8 protein-coding genes are annotated in these 14,816 nt (G+C 74.8%); 4 read left to right on the plus strand and 4 right to left on the minus strand.

Annotation, left to right across the window (positions count from 1 at the left end; translation table 11 throughout):
* From ACFU74_RS30290 to ACFU74_RS30305, 4 genes are all read right to left on the minus strand, one after another.
* A partial coding sequence (locus ACFU74_RS30290) for a type I polyketide synthase (RefSeq protein ID WP_380762435.1) occupies window positions 1-6,779 on the minus strand: 6,779 nt, incomplete at its 3' end.
* Window positions 6,780-6,896: 117 nt separating this feature from the next.
* Window positions 6,897-8,777: an anthranilate synthase family protein gene (locus tag ACFU74_RS30295; protein WP_380762437.1), complete on the minus strand. Its 1,881-nt coding sequence runs from the start codon at window positions 8,775-8,777 to the stop codon at window positions 6,897-6,899.
* Complete coding sequence (locus tag ACFU74_RS30300; RefSeq protein WP_380762439.1) at window positions 8,774-9,451, minus strand: isochorismatase family protein; 678 nt, start codon at window positions 9,449-9,451, stop codon at window positions 8,774-8,776. The genes ACFU74_RS30295 and ACFU74_RS30300 overlap by 4 nt, the downstream gene beginning before the upstream one ends.
* Before the next feature lie 69 nt (window positions 9,452-9,520).
* Entirely contained in the window at window positions 9,521-10,702 is a 1,182-nt protein-coding gene (locus ACFU74_RS30305) for a 3-deoxy-7-phosphoheptulonate synthase (RefSeq protein WP_380762441.1), read from the minus strand.
* Window positions 10,703-11,233: 531 nt separating this feature from the next.
* Here ACFU74_RS30305 and ACFU74_RS30310 point away from each other — a divergent pair.
* The 4 genes from ACFU74_RS30310 to ACFU74_RS30325 are packed head-to-tail and all read left to right on the plus strand — an operon-like array spanning window position 11,234 to window position 14,765.
* Complete coding sequence (locus ACFU74_RS30310; protein ID WP_380762443.1) at window positions 11,234-12,370, plus strand: acyl-CoA dehydrogenase family protein; 1,137 nt, start codon at window positions 11,234-11,236, stop codon at window positions 12,368-12,370.
* On the plus strand, window positions 12,367-13,857 hold the full coding sequence (locus ACFU74_RS30315; RefSeq protein WP_380762445.1) for an amino acid adenylation domain-containing protein: 1,491 nt from the start codon (window positions 12,367-12,369) through the stop codon (window positions 13,855-13,857). Before ACFU74_RS30310 ends, ACFU74_RS30315 begins: the two co-directional genes overlap by 4 nt.
* 3 nt (window positions 13,858-13,860) lie before the next feature.
* A complete protein-coding gene (locus ACFU74_RS30320; protein ID WP_380762447.1) occupies window positions 13,861-14,163 on the plus strand; it encodes an acyl carrier protein in 303 nt (100 codons plus the stop codon).
* A 38-nt stretch (window positions 14,164-14,201) separates the two neighbouring features.
* The gene (locus ACFU74_RS30325; protein WP_380762449.1) at window positions 14,202-14,765 is read left to right on the plus strand and encodes a DUF1579 family protein; all 564 of its coding nucleotides are present in this window, start codon (window positions 14,202-14,204) and stop codon (window positions 14,763-14,765) included.
* Window positions 14,766-14,816 lie beyond the last annotated feature (51 nt).

Genomic DNA, 14,816 nt, shown 5'->3' on the forward strand with positions numbered 1-14,816 from the left:
GCCTCGACACCCGAGGCGGCGAACTCCGCCAACCGCCCGGCCTGCGCCCGCAGACCACCCGCACTGCCACCCGACACCAACCACGCCGTCACCCCGGCGTCCGGCTCATCAGCCGACACCTCGACAGGAGACTCGAACTCCGGAGCCTCCTCCACGATCACGTGCGCATTGGTGCCACTCGCCCCGAAGGACGACACACCGGCCCGCCGCGTGCGCTCACCGCGCGGCCACGCGACCGGCTCGGTCAGCAGCGACACCGACCCCGCAGACCAGTCCACGAACGGGGTCGGCTCGTCCACGTTCAGGGTGCGCGGCAGCTCCTCCTGCTGCAACGCCATCACCATCTTGATGACGCCGCCGACACCGGCCGCCGCGACCGAGTGGCCGATGTTGGACTTCATGGACCCCAGCCAGAGCGGGCGCTCCTGCTCCCGCTCCTGCCCGTAGGTCGCGATCAGCGCCTGCGCCTCGATCGGGTCGCCCAGCTTGGTGCCGGTGCCGTGCGCCTCGACGGCGTCGACGTCCCGGGCCGAGAGGCCCGCGTCCGCCAGCGCCGCCCGGATCACCCGCTGCTGCGAGGGACCGTTCGGCGCGGTGAGGCCGCTGCTGGCGCCGTCCTGGTTGATCGCGCTTCCCCGCACCACGCCCAGCACCCGGTGGCCCAACCGCCGCGCGTCCGAGAGCCGTTCGAGGGCGATCAGGCCCACGCCCTCGGCCCAGGTCGTGCCGTCCGCGCCCGCGGCGAACGACTTGCAGCGGCCGTCCGCCGCCAGCGCGCGCTGCCGGGAGAACTCGGTGAACGCGCCCGGCCGGGACAGCACCGTGACGCCGCCGGCGAGCGCGAGTTCGCACTCGCCCTGGCGCAGGGACTGGACGGCCAGGTGCAGCGCGACCAGCGAGGAGGAGCACGCCGTGTCGACCGTCACCGCCGGGCCCTCGAACCCGAAGGAGTACGACACCCGGCCGGACAGCACGGCGGCGCTGTTGCCGGTGAAGGCGTAGCCCTCCAGGTGGTCCGGCACATCGGGCATGTCGCAGACGTAGGAGGACGGCCCGGCGCCCATGAAGACGCCGGTGCGGTGCCCCTTCATCCCGAGGGGGTCGAGCCCGGCGCGCTCCAGCGCCTCCCAGGACGCCTCCAGCACCAGGCGCTGCTGCGGGTCCATCGCCAGCGCCTCGCGCGGCGAGATCCCGAAGAACTCCGCGTCGAAGCCCGCCACGTCCTCCAGGAACCCGCCCCGGCGCGTGTACGACTTCCACGACTTCTCCGGGTCCGGGTCGTACAGGTCCTCCGGCCAGCCCCGGTCCACCGGGAACTCCGAGGTCGCGTCGACGCCCTCGGCGACCATCCGCCACAGCTCCTCGGGCGAGCCCACCCCGCCGGGGTAGCGGCAGGCCATCCCGACCACCGCGATCGGGTCGTTGGCCAGGACCGTGCTGGACGGCGTCTGCGGCGCCGGATCCCGGTCGGAGCCCAGCACCTGCTCCTCGACGAAGCGGGCGAGGTCGGCCGGGGTCGGGTAGTCGAAGATCAGGGTGGTGGGCAGCTGGAGGCCGGTGGCGGCGGAGAGCCGGTTGCGCAGCTCCACGGCGCTCAGCGAGTCGACGCCGGCCTCCATGAAGCGCAGCGACTCGTCGACGCGCGCGGCCGAGTCGTGGCCGAGCACCGTGGCGGCGTGACCGCGCACCAGGTCCAGGACGAACCGGGTCCGGTCGGCCTTGGGCAGGGCGACCAGCCGGCGCGCCAGCGAGCGGCCGGCTCCGTCGCCGGCCGCCGCGACCCGCTTGGCGGAGCCGCGGACCAGCGCCCGCCACATCGGGGAGAGCACGCCGGCCATGGCGCGCTCGCGCAGCACGGAGGTGTCGACCCGGGTGCCGACGACGGTCGCCGCGTCCAGGGTCAGCGCGGCGTCGAGGACGGCGAGGCCCTCCTCGGCGGTGAGCGGGACGGCGCCGTCGCGGGTCGCCCTGGCCGGCTCGGCCTCGGCGGGCCGCGCGTCCTCGGCGGTGGTCCAGGCGCCCCAGGCGACGCAGAGCGCGTGCTGTCCCCGGCCGCGGCGGCGGTGGGCGAGGCCGTCCAGGAAGGCGCTCGCCGCGGCGAGTCCGGCGTAGCCCGCGCCGCCGAAGACACCGGCGGCCGAGGCGGACAGGACGAACGCGGAGAGCGGGAGGTCGCGGGTCAGCGCGTCCAGGTGGACGGCGCCGGTGAGCCAGCCGTCGAGCGCCGCGTCGAGCTGCGGCCCGGTGAGCGTCTCCAGCATCGCGCTGTCCGGAACGCCGGCGGCGTGCACCACCGTGGTGAGCGGGTGCGCCTCGGGGACGCCGGCCAGTACCTCGGCGAGCGCGGCCCGGTCGGTCAGGTCGCAGGCGGCGACGGTGACCTCCGCGCCCAGCCCGGCCAGTTCGTCGCGCAGCCCGTCCATGGCGGGGTCGGCGCCGGGGCCGGTGGTGAGCACCAGGTGGCGCAGCTGGTGCCGCTCCACCAGGTGGCGGGTCAGCAGCCGGCCCTGGCGGGAGGTCGCCCCGGTGATCAGGGCCGTGCCGTCGGTGTCGAGGCCGTCGGTGCCGGGGGCGGCGGACCGGGTCCGCGCCGCCCGGGGGATCAGCAGCGCGCCGTCGCGCTGGGCGAGTTGGGGCTCGTCGGTGGCGGCCACCCGGGCCAGCAGGTCCGGCCAGTCGGGAGTGCCGGACGCCGGGTCGGTGTCCAGCAGGACGAAGCGGTCGGGGTACTCGCTCTGCGCGCCCCGGACCAGGCCCCAGGCCGTGGCGGCGGCGAGGTCCTCGACGGACGCCGGGCCGTCCGCGGCTGCGGGGTCGGCGGGAACGGCGCCACGGGTGGCGACGATCAGCGGGACGTGCTCCAGCCGGGGCTCGGCCAGCCAGTCCTGGACGGTGCCCAGCAGCGCAACGGCCAGCCGGCGGGCGGCCCCGGCGGGGTCGGCCTCGTCGGCGGCGGTGCCGCAGGTCAGCAAGCCGTAGGCGGGCACCTCGGCGCCGGCGTCGAGGGTGGCCGCCAGGGCTGCGACGTCCGGGTGGCGGCGGGCGCCGGGCAGCTCGCCGTGGCCGGACGGCGGGACCGGGCCGAGCACCGCGACCGACGGCGGCTCGGCGGCGGGCTCGACGTCGGCCGGGATCCACTCCACCGTGAACAGGGTGTCCGGCGCCGCGCCGTCGGCGGCGAGGCGGCCGAGGTCCAGCGGGCGCAGCCGCACCTCCTCGGCCAGCAGCACCGGCTCGCCGGCCGCGTCGGCCGCGCTGAGCCGCAGGGTGTCCTCGCCGGTGGCGCGCAGCCGCACCCGCAGGGCGCCGGCGCCGGTGGCGAACAGCGAGACGCCCTGCCAGGAGTAGGGCAGGCCCTCGGCGAAGGCGTCGTCGAGCCGCTGGGCGTGCAGGGCGGCGTCCAGCAGGGCGGGGTGCAGGACGAACCGGTCGGCGTCGCCGGTCACCGGCTCCGGCAGCGCGACCTCGGCGTACAGCTCGCCGTCGGCGCCGCGCCAGAGGGCGGTCAGCCCCTGGAAGGCGGGGCCGTGGCCGTGGCCGGCGGCGGCGAAGGTCTCGTAGGCGTCGGTCACCGCGACCGGTGCGGCGTCCGTGGGCGGCCAGTCCCGCAGCGGGGCGAAGTCCGCGTCCTCGGCGCGCGGGCGCGCCTGCTCGGGTTCGACGGTGGCCTGCGCGTGGCGGGTCCAGATGCCGCCGGGCCCGTCCTCGCCCTGCGGGCGGGAGTACACCCCGGCCTGGCGGCGGCCGTCGGCGTCGGGGGCCCCGACCACGACCTGGAGGTCGACGCCGCCGGTGGCGGGGATCAGCAGCGGTGCCTGGACGGCGAGTTCCGTGATCCGGCCGCAGCCGGTCCGCTCGCCCGCCTGGAGCACCAGGTCCACGAAGGCGGTGTCCGGGAGCAGCGCCCGGCCGGCCGCGGTGTGGTCGGCGAGCCAGGGCTGGGCCGTCCGGGACAGCCGGCCGGACAGCATCAGCGAACCGGAGGAGGCCAGTTCGGCCGCGACCGCGACCAGGCCGTGCTCGACGCCGGCCAGGCCCACCCCGGCGAGGTCGCCGCCACGGTGGGTGGTGCGGTCGAGCCAGTAGCGGGTGTGGTCGAATGCGTAGGTCGGCAGCTCGGGCAGCGGGCCACCCGTGCCCAGCACCCGCGTCCAGTCCACGTCCAGGCCGTTGACCCAGGCCTGGGCCAGCCCCGTCAGCAGCGACCGCGCCTCCGGACGGTCCGTGCGGGTCAGCGGCACCAGGGCCACGCCCTCACCCGACAGGCTCTGCGCCGCCATCGCCGTCAGCACACCACGCGGACCGACCTCGACGAACGCTCCGACCCCGACCTGCTCGCGCGCGAACCGCACCGCATCGGCAAAACGCACCGGACGGCGCACCTGCTCCACCCAGTACTCCGCCGAGCACCACCGCTCCGCACCGACACTGCGGCCCTCGACCGTCGACACCAACGCCAGAGCGGGCTGCTTGAACGTCAGGCCGGAGGCGACGGCGCGGAACTCCTCCAGCATCGGCTCCATCCGGAAGGAGTGGAACGCGTGCGAAACCCGCAACTCCTTCGTCCGCACCCCCTCACTCCCCCACGACGCCGCCAGCTCCGCCAACGCGCCCAGGTCACCGGACACCACCGTCGCGGTCGGGCCGTTGACCGCCGCGACCTCGGCGCGGCCCCCGAAGGCCGCGAGGCGCGCCACGACCTCCGCCTCCGGGGCCTCCACGGACAGCATGCCGCCGCCCTCCGGCAGCGCCTCCATCAGCCGGCCACGCGCAGCGACCAGCGCGCACGCGTCCCCCAGATCCAGCACACCCGCCACATGCGCCGCCGCCAGCTCACCGATCGAGTGCCCCACCAGCACGTCCGGCCGCAACCCGCAGGACTCCACCAGCCGGAACAGCGCCACCTCGAACGCGAACAACGCCGCCTGCGTGAACACCGTCCGGTCCAGCAGCGCCGCCTCCGCCGACCCCTCCCCGGCGAACATCACCTCACGCAGCGAACGCCCCAGCAACCCGTCCAGATGCGCGCACGCCTCGTCCAGCGCCGCCGCGAACACCGGCGCCGCCGCATACAACTCCCGGCCCATGCCCGGACGCTGAGCACCCTGACCCGAGAACAGGAACGCCGTCCCCGCCTCCGCGCCCACCTGGCCGGCCACCACACCACCGGCCAGGTCACCCGTCTCGGCGAAGCCCGACAGGCCGGCCAGCACCTCCGACCGGTCGCCACCGATCACGGCGAGCCGGTGGCGCAGCCCGTCACGTCCGGCCAACGCCCGCGCGAGCGGCGCGAGTTCGCCTTCGGAGTGGTCGTCGGCGAACTCCAGCAGCCGAGCTGCCTGGCTCCGCAGACCGCCCGCGCTGCCGCCGGAGAGCAGCAGCGGCAGCGCTCCGGCCACGGCCGGGGCGACGGCGTCCGCGGGCCCGGCCGGGGGCTCCTCGGCGGGGGCCTCCTCGACGATCACGTGCGCGTTGGTGCCGCTCACCCCGAAGGAGGAGATCCCGGCCCGCCGGGCCCGCTCGCCGCGCGGCCAGGCGACCGGCTCGGTCAGCAGTGACACCGCGCCCGCCGACCAGTCCACATACGGGGTCGGCTCGTCCACGTTCAGGGTGCGCGGCAGCTCCTCCTGCTGGAGGGCCATCACCATCTTGATCACACCGCCGACGCCGGAGGCGGACTGGGTGTGCCCGATGTTCGACTTCAGCGAGCCGGTGAGCAGCGGCCGCTCGCGGTCCTGGCCGTAGGCGGCGATCAGCGCCTGGGCCTCGATCGGGTCACCGAGCCTGGTGCCCGTGCCGTGCGCCTCCACCGCGTCGACCTCGGCCGCCGACAGGCCCGCGTTGGCCAGCGCAGCCCGGATCACCCGCTGCTGCGAGGGGCCGTTGGGCGCGGCCAGGCCGCTGCTCGCACCGTCCTGGTTCACCGCCGAGCCGCGCACCACGGCGAGCACCCGGTGGCCCAGCCGCTTGGCGTCCGACAGCCGTTCGAGGGCCAGCAGGCCCACGCCCTCGCCCCAGCCGGTGCCGTCCGCGCCGGCCGCGAACGGCTTGCAGCGGCCGTCGGGGGCGAGACCGCGCTGCCGGGAGAACTCGACGAAGGGGGCGGGGCTGGCGAGCAGGGTGACGCCGCCGGCGAGCGCGAGTTCGCACTCGCCCTGGCGCAGCGCCTGGACGGCGAGGTGCAGGGCGACCAGCGAGGAGGAGCACGCGGTGTCGACCGTCACCGCCGGTCCCTCGAACCCGAAGGAGTACGACACCCGGCCGGACAGCACACTGGCGAGGTTGCCGGTGAGGGTGTAGCCCTCCACCGCCTCCGGCACCCGCTCCAGGTCGGGGACGTAGGTCGAGGTCGCGGCCCCGACGAAGACGCCCGTCCGGCTGCCGCGCAGCGCGGAGGCCTTCAGCCCGGCGCGCTCCATCAGCTCCCAGGAGACCTCCAGCAGCAGCCGCTGCTGGGGGTCCATGGCCAGCGCCTCGCGCGGCGAGATCCCGAAGAACTCGGCGTCGAAGCCGGCCGCGCCCTCCAGGAAGCCGCCGCGGCGGGCGTAGGACTTGCCGGACCGCTCCGGGTCCGGGTCGTAGAGGTCCTCCGGCCACCCGCGGTCGGCCGGGAACTCCGAGGTGGCGTCCACGCCCTCGGCGACCAGGTCCCACAGCTCCTCCGGCGACCCCACCCCGCCCGGGTAGCGGCAGGCCATGCCCACCACCGCGACCGGCTCCAGCAGACCGGCCTCGACCTCGTTCAGGCGACGGCGGGTCTTCTGCAGCTCCGCGGTCACGCGCCGAAGGTACTCAACGGTCTTCTGCTCGTCCGCCTTCGAGACGTCCGCCATCGGGATCAGTCCAGCCTTTCGTGGGTGGTGCGCGGTGGTGAGGGGTGGAGGGCGAGGGCCCCGCTAGATCAGGAGCAGTTCCCTGACCGCGTTGCCGAGGATCCGGACGCCTCCGGGGGACAGCACGGACTCGGCGTGGAACTGCAGGGAGGCGAAGTGCGGCCCGCGCAGGGCGTACACCTCGCCGGTCGCGGCGTCACGGCTGACCTCGATCGTCCCGACGCCCGGGCAGTCGACCTTGTCGCTGTCGCTGACGGCGGCGAAGGTGTTGTAGAAGCCGACCCGCTCGCGGTCCCCGAAGAGGTCGATCTCGCGCTGGAGCCCCTGGTTGACCACGGCGCAGCGGGCCACCTCCAGGCCCAGTTCGCGGCTGAGCGTCTGGTGGCTGAGGCAGACGGCGAGGAAGGGCCGCCGCTCCTCCAGCAGGTCCCGGACGGTGCGGCGCAGGTGGGCGATCTTGGCGCTGCGGTCGTCGTTGGGGTCGCCGGGGCCGGGGCCCATCACCACCAGGTCGTGGCCCTCGAAGCTGTAGGGCTCGTCGAACCGGCGGACCGTCACGGCCAGTCCGAGCGAGGCCAGCTGGTGGTGCAGCATCGCGGTGAAGGTGTCCTCGGCGTCGATCACCAGCGCGGTCCGGCCGGCCAGTTCGTGCTCGGCGCCGTCCCGTTCGTCGCCGGGGGTGAGCCAGAACGGCGCGATGCCGGTGTTGCGGGCGGCCAGGGCGGCGCGGATCTCCGGGTCGTCGGCGAGGCTGGTGCCCGCGCCGAGGACGGCGAGCAGCCCGGCGGCCTTGGCCCGGGTCTCGGCGACCTCGCCGTAGGGGTCGGAGTGGCGCACCAGGGTGGCGCCGGTGCCGATCCTGGCCCGGCCGGTGCGGTCGATGTCGGCGGTGCGGATCAGGATCGCGGAGTCGAGCGCGGTGCGGCCGAGTTCGTCGTGGCCGATGAGCGCGATCGCCCCGCTGTAGTAACCGCGGCCCTCGGGCTCGTGGCGGCGGATGACCCGGCAGGCGCTCTCCACCGGGCTGCCGGTGACGGTGGGGGCGAACATGGTCTCGCGCAGGATGTCCCTGGCGTCCCGGTCGGTGCGGCCGGTGATGAAGTACTCGGTGTGCGCGAGGCGGGCCATCTCCCGCAGGTGGGGGCCCGTGACGTGGCCGCCGCGGTCGCAGATCCGGGCCATCATCTTGAGCTCCTCGTCCAGCACCATGTAGAGCTCCTCGGTCTCCTTGCGGTCGGCGATGAACTCCTTCACGCCGTCCGCGGTGGGCCCTGAGGGCGGGTACCGGTAGGTGCCGCTGATGGGGTTCATCACGGCGACGCCCCCGTGCACGCTGATCTGCCGTTCGGGCGTGGCGCCGACCAGGGTGCGCTCGCCGGTGTGCACGACGAAGGTCCAGTAGGCGCCGGACTCGCGTGCCATCAGGCGGCGGAAGACGACCAGCGCGGCGGCCGGGGTGTAGTCGGTGATGTCGACCACGAAGGACCGCCGGATCACGAAGTTGGCACCGGCGCCGGTGCCGATCTCGGTGTCGATGACGGTCCGCACGATCCGCGCGTACTCGTCGTCGCCGACGTCGAAGTGCCCGCCGTCGAGCCGCAGCGGGACGTCGGGGATGTGCGGGAGGACCTCGGCGACCGGCAGCACGGCGTGCTCGCGCACCGTCATGGCGAGCAGCGGGGTGTCGTCGTCGGTGCACTCGTAGCCGCGTTCGGCGACCTGGCGGTAGGGGATCAGCGCGAGCACCTGGTGGGCCGCCCGGCCGGGTTCCGGCGGTCCGTCCGGGACGGGCAGCCCGGCCAGGGTGTCGCAGCGGGTGACCGGGCCGGTGAACAGGTCGAGCCGGTCGGGGCCGGTCGCCTCGGGCCGGTGGACCAGGGCGAAGGGCGGCGGCTGGTCGGCGAGCAGCCGCCCGATCAGTTCTCTGGCGGGGAGGGTGGTCACGCCCGGCCTCCCGTCGCCACGGCCGGCTCCCGCCCGGCGCCGTCGAGGGCGCCCAGGACCTCCGCCGCGGTGACCACCATGGCGCAGCGCCCGGCCGCGTACTCCAGGGCCATCCGGTGGTGGGACTCGGAGAAGTCGGCGACCGCGTCGGCGACCAGGAAGGTCCGGATGTCGTGGGAGTAGGCCTCGATGGCGGTGGTCAGGACGCCGACGTGGGCGTACACCCCGCACAGGACCAGCTGGTCGCGGCCCTCGGCGCGCATGCGCTCCAGCAGGTCGGTGCGGAAGAACGCGCTGTAGCGCCACTTGGTGAGGTGCCAGTCGCCGGCCGCCGGCGCCACCCGGGGGTGCACCTCGCGGTCGGCCGCCTCCCGGGTCATGCCCGGGCCCCAGAAGTCGTTCAGCAGCCCGCGCTCCTGCTCGGTCATCGAGCCCGGCTGCGCGGTGTAGGCGACCGGCATCCCCTGCCCGGCGCACCGCTCGCGCAGCAGCGCGGTGTTGGCCACCAGTTCGGTGCGGGGGCTGCCGGCCGGGAACGCCGCCAGGAAGAACCGCTGCATGTCGTGGATGAGCAGTACGGCCCGGTCCGGGTCGACGGACCATCCGACGGTGTTCCCGGGCAGGTCGTCCCGCGTCGGCATGGGGTACGGCGTGATGGGAGGTATCCCTGGCATGGTCCTGCTTCCTCTTCTGGGTCTGCGTGGGCCTCTTCCGGGTCTCCGGGAACGGCCGGCGGCTCTCGGCTAGGAGCGCCAGGCCGCGACCACGGCGGCGGACTGGGCGGGGTTCAGTCGGGGGTCGCACAGGCTGGTGTACTTCTCGCCGACCTGGTCGGCGTGCGAGTCGTCGGCCACGCACTCGGTGACCGCGTCCGCGGTGACCTCCAGGTGCAGGCCGCCCGCCACGCCGTTGGCCGCCGTCACCGCGCTCTGGAACTGCTCGACCTCCCAGAGCACCGATTCCACGTAGCGGGTCTTGAGCCCCTCGGGGGTGCGGACGGTGTTGCCGTGCATCGGGTCGCACAGCCAGATGACGGGGTGCCCGGCGGCGCGCACCGCGTCCACCAGCCCGGGCAGCCGCTCGGCCACGGCCCGGGCGCCCATCCGGGAGATCAGGGTGAGCCGGCCGGGCTCGCGGTGGGGGTCGAGCGCCGCGCAGAGCGCGACCAGCTCCTGCGCCGTCATCTCCGGGCCCACCTTGCAGGCCACCGGGTTGGTCACGGCGGCCAGCAGCGCGACATGGGCGCCGTCGAGCCGGTTGGTGCGGTTGCCGATCCACGGCCAGTGCGTGGAGGAGAGGTGGAGCCGCCCCTCGTCGTCGCGGCGCAGCAGCGGCACCTCCCAGTCCAGCAGCAGGGCCTCGTGGCTGGTCCACACGTACGGCGCCCGCCGCCAGTCGCGCTCCGGGCCCAGCCAGCCCAGGTGGCCGAGGACCCGGGTCGCGGCCCGGTGGCAGTCGAGCATCCGCCCCGGGTCGGCCCGGCGCAGCACCGGGTCGGGTTCCGGGCCGTTGACCATGTGGCCGCGGTAGACGGGCAGTTCCGCGCCCGCGACGGTCTCGGTCGGCTGCGAGCGCGGCTTGGTGTACTGCCCGGCGATCCGGCCCACCCGCACCACGGGCTTGTCGGTGCGCATCCGCATGGTGCCGGCCAGCACGTCGAGCAGGCCCGTCTTGCGGGCCACGTAGTCCGCGGTGGACTCCGCCGGGTCCTCGGCGCAGTCACCGGCCTGGACGACGTGGGCCCGCCCGGCCGCCACCTCGGCGAGCAGCTCGCGGAGCCCGGCGGTGTCGGCGGGCGACACCAGCCCCGGGGACGTCGCGAGCTCCTCGCGCACCAGCCGCAGTCGCTCGCGGTCGTCCCAGTCGGGCTGTTGTCCCGCCGGTCTCCCTTCGAGGAAAGCGTGTGTGTCGATGCCCAGTTGCATGCCGGCCACTCCTCAGCACTTGACGGCGGTTCTGGGTCGAGTCGGTTCCCGATGACGCCGGGGGAAGGCGAGGCGAACCGCCGTGCGGTCCGCCGGCTCCCGGTGCACCGGGTCGCCCGGCCGCGCCCGGGGCGCGGGGCCGCGCTCGCTGCCGGGCCGTCCGCCGGTACGGGCTCCACCACGCGTCGTCGCACCATCCTGGGCCGAAGGTCCCGCCCCCCGGAACCCCTAGAACCGCGAGGTCAAGGGGGCGGGCGGCGCTAAGGGGAGACCCTTAGCGGGGCAGGTCCGGGGCGCCGCCGGCGTCCGAGTCAGGGTCGGTTTCTAGGGGGTGACACCCCTCCGGGCCCTGATTAGCGTGGTCCCGGCCAGGGCGGCGGGCAGCGCGAACGCGGCGGTGCGCGGGCTGCCCACCTGTGCTCTCCGACCGGCCTCCCGCGGACTCGCCGCGGGGACCCCGCCGGTCGCCTCCGACCGGTTCCCGATCCGGGGGCAACGGACCAACTCCTGACGACAGGGCACGAAATCGCTATGGACTTTGGACTCTCCACGGCGCAGCGCGAGCGCTGCGACCGCATCCTCCAGGAAGTGGGCGCCCACTGGGCCGGGCGGCGGCCGGCCGGCGACCCGGAGCTGACCCGGGCGGACTTCAGGACCGCGGGGAAGCTCGGGCTGACCGGTCTGTGCCTGCCCGCCGAGGCGGGCGGCGGCGAGCTCGGCGCGCTCGACACCGCGCTGGCCCTGGAGGCCTTCGGCCGGGCCTGCCCGGACACCGGCCTGGCCTTCGCGGTCGCCGCGCACCTGCTGGCCTGCGCCGTCCCGGTCCGGGACTTCGCCTCCGAGGAGGTCCGGGACGAGCTGCTCAGGGGGCTGGCGAGCGGCGAGCTGGTCGCCTCCAACGCGATGACCGAGGACGGGGCCGGCTCCGACATCGGCGGCATCGCGGTGACGGCGGAGCCCACCGGCGACGGCTACCTGCTGAACGGCGAGAAGTCCTGGGCCAGCAACGCCCCGATCGCGGACCTGGTCGTCACCTACGCCGTCACCGACCCCAGGGCCGGGTTCCTCGGCCAGTCGGCCTTCGCGGTGCCGGCCGACCTGCCCGGGATCACCCTGGGCGAGCCGCTGCCCAAGATGGGCCTGGCCGGCTGCCCGGCCGGGCGGATCCGGTTCGAGAACTGCCATGTGCCGGCCCGCTACCTGCTGGGCGAGGAGGGGCAGGGCGCGGCGATCTTCCAGCACTCGATGGCCTGGGAGCGGGCCTGCCTGTTCGGCATCTACCTCGGACTGATGGACCGTCAGCTCGCCGACTGCGTGCGGTGGGCGGGCGAGCGCAAGCAGTTCGGCCAGCCGATCGGCCGGTTCCAGGCGGTCTCCCACCGGATCGCCGCGATGGACCAGCGGCTGGAGGCGGCCAGGCTGCTGCTGTACCGGGCCTGCTGGCTGCTCGACCAGGACGAGGACGACGTCAGCGCCGTCGCCCGGTCGAAGGTCGCGGTCTCCGAGGCCGCGGTGGCCAACTCCCTGGACGCGCTCCAGCTCCACGGCGGCCTCGGCTACCTCGCCGGCGGCGCCGAGGAGCAGCTGCGCGACACCGTCCCCAGCACCCTGTTCTCGGGCACCACCGAGATCCAGCGGGAGCTCATCGCGAAGCAGTTGGGACTATGACACTCCATCAGCTGGTGATCGACTCCGCGGTCAAGCACCCCGAGCGCCCCGCGGTGGTGACCGCGGACACCACCCTCGGCTACCGGGAGCTGGACCGCGCCGCCGACGCGCTCGCCCACCGGCTGCGCGCCCGCGGGGTGGGGCGCGGCGACCGGGTGGTGCTCTGGGCCGACAAGTCGGCGCAGGTGGTGGTGGCGATGCAGGCGGTGCTGCGCCTGGGCGCCGCCTACGTCCCGGCCGACGGCTCGGCCCCGCTGGAGCGGGTCGCCGCGCTGGCCGAGGACTGCGCCGCGGCCGCCGTGCTGACCACCGCCGAGCGGCTCGACGAGCTGGCCGGGCGGCTGCCCGCCGCCATCGCCTGCCAGGACCTGGCGGCGGCGGAGCCGGCCGGGCAGGACGCCGTGGAGCCGGTCAACACGCCGACGGGCCCGGACGACCTCGCCTACATCCTCTACACCTCCGGTTCGACCGGCGCGCCGAAGGGCGTGTGCATCAGCCACCGCAACGCGCTCGCCTTCGTGGAATGGGCGGTCGACACGCTCGGCGCCGGCCCCGAGGACCGCTTCTCCAACCACGCGCCGTTCAACTTCGACCTGTCGGTGCTCGACCTGTACGCGGCCTTCGCGGCGGGCGCGGCCGTCCATCTGGTGCCCAGCGAACTCGCCTACGCCCCTGAGCAGTTGGTGGAGTTCCTGCACCGGTACGCGATCACCGTGTGGTACTCGGTGCCGTCCGCGCTGATCCTCATGATGCGCGAGGGCGGACTGCTCGACGCGCCCGCCCCGGCGGCGCTGCGCGCGGTGCTGTTCGCCGGCGAGCCCTTCCCGATCCCGCACGTCCAGGCGCTGGCCGGCTGGACCCCCGCCCGGCTGCTCAACCTGTACGGGCCCACCGAGACCAATGTGTGCACCTACCGCGAGGTCGGGCCCGAGGACCTGCGGCGCGACCGCCCGGCCCCGATCGGCGCCGCCTGCTCCGGCGACCGGGCCTGGGCCCGGCGGGACGACGGCGGGACGGCCGGCCCGGGCGAGCAGGGCGAACTGTACGTCGAGGGCCCGACCGTGATGCTCGGCTACTGGGGCCGCCCCGCCCACCAGGGGCCCTACCCCACCGGCGACCTGGTCACCGTGCTGCCGGACGGCTCCTTCGACTACGTGGGCCGGCGCGACCACATGGTGAAGGTGCGCGGGCACCGGATCGAGCTGGGCGAGGTCGAGGCCGCGCTCACCGCGCACCCCGACGTCGTGGAGGCCGCCGCGCTGGTCGTCGGCAGCGGCATGGAGGCCCGGCTGGCCGCCTTCGTCGTCCCGGGGCCCGAGCGCCGGCCCGGCCTCCTGGAACTGCGCCGGCACTGCGCCCAGCGCCTGCCGCGCTACATGCTCGCCGACGAGCTGCGCCTGACCGCGGAGCTGCCGCGCACCCGCAACGGAAAGATCGACCGCGGCGCGCTCGCCAGCGGGCTCCAGCCGCCCGACCGGAAGGACTGACCCATGACCGCTAGCGAGAGCCTCGACGAGCGCGCGGACGCCGCCGCCACCGGGACCGCGGAGAAGATCACCGCCTTCCTGCGCGAGCGCTTCCTCGACGGCGACCCCCACGGGGAGCTGGACGAGAACACCCCGCTGCTGGAGCTGGGGGTGCTCAACTCCCTGCACACGGCGGTCCTGCTCACCCACGTCCGGACCGAACTGGGCGTGAAGGTGCCGTCCCGGGAGATCAACGCCAGGAACCTCAAGAACGTCCGCAGCATCGCCGCGATGATCGACAGGCTCGCCGCCGCGGCCGCCGCCTGACCGGACCGACCACCACCACCGACCGATTGGGAGCCCCCATGACCGAGACCACCACCGACGCCGCGCCGGCGCCGGTCACCGAGGTCGACGAGAAGCTCAACGACTACCTCGACAACCACCGGCCCACGGCCCGGCCGGTCAAGGAGAACAACGACCCGCCGGAGCAGCTCCACCAGCTCGACTTCCTGCTCGGCACGATGGTCACGCACTTCGACACCGGCGTGCGCATGGAGGCGGTGACCCGGCCGATCATGGGCGGTCACTACTACCAGATGGACCTCAAGGCGAGCTACCCCGACGGCTCGCCCAAGCTCGAAGGCAAGTGGATCATCGGCTGGAGCGCGCCGAACGCGCAGTTCGAGTCGTACTACGTCGACTCGATGGGCACCATGGGCGTCTCCTACTCCGAGGGCTGGCAGGACGGCCACCTGGAGTTCGTCGGCGACCACGTGATCGGCGAGGTCGGCGTGCGCACCCGCTCCAAGGACGCGTACACCGTCATCGACGCCACCCACTTCCGCCTGGACGCCTTCGTCGAGGTCGAGGGCGAGTGGAAGCTCTACGACATCCAGGACTGCCACGTCACGCCGCCCGCCGAGTAGTCGACCGGGTCACCGAGAGAACGAACGACCGGCCGGGCCGCCGGCCGTGCC

The organism is Kitasatospora sp. NPDC057500, assembly GCF_042802195.1.
In the GTDB taxonomy this organism is placed as follows: Bacteria; Actinomycetota; Actinomycetes; order Streptomycetales; family Streptomycetaceae; genus Kitasatospora.

Excerpts from the sequence above, each read along its gene's own strand:
- ACFU74_RS30300 (WP_380762439.1), bottom strand. The coding sequence starts at position 9,451 with ATGCCAGGGATACCTCCCATCACGCCGTACCCCATGCCGACGCGGGAC.
- ACFU74_RS30305 (WP_380762441.1), bottom strand. The coding sequence starts at position 10,702 with ATGCAACTGGGCATCGACACACACGCTTTCCTCGAAGGGAGACCGGCG.
- ACFU74_RS30310 (WP_380762443.1), top strand. The coding sequence starts at position 11,234 with ATGGACTTTGGACTCTCCACGGCGCAGCGCGAGCGCTGCGACCGCATC.
- ACFU74_RS30315 (WP_380762445.1), top strand. The coding sequence starts at position 12,367 with ATGACACTCCATCAGCTGGTGATCGACTCCGCGGTCAAGCACCCCGAG.
- ACFU74_RS30320 (WP_380762447.1), top strand. The coding sequence starts at position 13,861 with ATGACCGCTAGCGAGAGCCTCGACGAGCGCGCGGACGCCGCCGCCACC.
- ACFU74_RS30325 (WP_380762449.1), top strand. The coding sequence starts at position 14,202 with ATGACCGAGACCACCACCGACGCCGCGCCGGCGCCGGTCACCGAGGTC.